The 1,184-nt window shown below is 61.8% G+C and carries 1 protein-coding gene; it reads right to left on the reverse strand.

Going from position 1 to position 1,184, the window contains the following annotated elements; genetic code table 11:
- Positions 1–18: 18 nt before the first annotated feature.
- Positions 19–981 (reverse strand): IS110 family transposase, encoded by a 963-nt coding sequence (locus BN1263_RS17840; RefSeq protein ID WP_058983090.1) that lies wholly within the window; start codon positions 979–981, stop codon positions 19–21.
- Positions 982–1,184: the final 203 nt, after the last annotated feature.

Here is a 1,184-nt window from a genome sequence, read left to right on the forward strand (position 1 = left end):
GAGATCCTATGTTCGCGGTCAAGCCTGCTGGAAGCAGGCTTGACCCACCTTCAGCATGGCCGGATCGAAGTCCCGGCCACTCTTGAACACGCCCCAAGCGATCCTGGCCAGTTTCCTTGCCAGAATATTGAAGACGGCAGTGCTGGGGTGACCGCGTTTTGACAGCTCGTCGTAGAGCGGTTGCCCCCGGCGACACCGCTTGAGGCCCATCGCGGCCATATAGAGCATTTGGCGCAGCATCGGCGCGCCCTGTTTGGACAGCCGACGCCGTCCGGTTCTGCCGCCAGATTCGTTGGGCCGGGGATCCAGACCGGTGCAGGCGATCCATGCGTTGGCGTTGGCCAAGGGCCAGCGCGTCATGTAGTAAATCAGGTGAGAGGCCACGGCAGGGCCGATACCCGGGATGGTCAGCAGGCGCTTGTAGAGCGCGCCATGCTCTCCATCGCGGCCCAAGCGTTGCAGTTGGCTTTCCAGCTCCAACAGCGTCCCAGCCAGAGCGCAGAACAGATCAGACAGCTCCCCAGGGTCACTTTTGCTTACCCCGAAGGATTGCTCTAGGCGGGCGCGTGTCTCCACCAGCGCTCGCCGCTTACGCAGCAAATCGTGCATCTGCTGCTGCTCGTCGGTACGCGGTACGTATTCACGCAGGCGATCACTCTCCTTCTTCACGTAGCGGGCGATCGCTTGGGCGTCCATGGCGTCTGTCTTGCCGCGCGAGCCCGTCGCCCGGGCGTAGTTCTTGATCAGACGTGGATCGATTACGTAGACAACGTGGCCTGCCTGGCCAGCCATCCGAGCCAACAACTCGTAATACCGCCCCGTCGCTTCCATGCCGATCTGGCATCGCTGGGGCAAGGTTCTGAGCCACTTGGCTATGCCGGCCCGGGTGTTGGCGAACCTGTCACCGGCCTTGCGGTCGGCCACCGCCGGCACGAACTCCTTGGAGTCCACGTCCACGCCAATATCGAGAGAATCAGACATTTGTACGGCTCCCAGCTATCTTTAAAGGGCTGGGGTGGTACCGCACCGACGTTAGCTTGCCTATATCGACGATCCCCTTTGGGGCCGTACGATCCTTTATCGACGTTCGTGTGCGGGATGGGGATCGCTCGACTCGTCTGTCGGCTGGTATCCGCAGATGCATGCTTGACGGTCCCTCCACCCTGGCCCCTACATCCCGCGTA

Source organism: Stenotrophomonas thermophila, from assembly GCF_001499715.1.
Classification (GTDB): domain Bacteria; phylum Pseudomonadota; class Gammaproteobacteria; order Xanthomonadales; family Xanthomonadaceae; genus Stenotrophomonas; species Stenotrophomonas hibiscicola.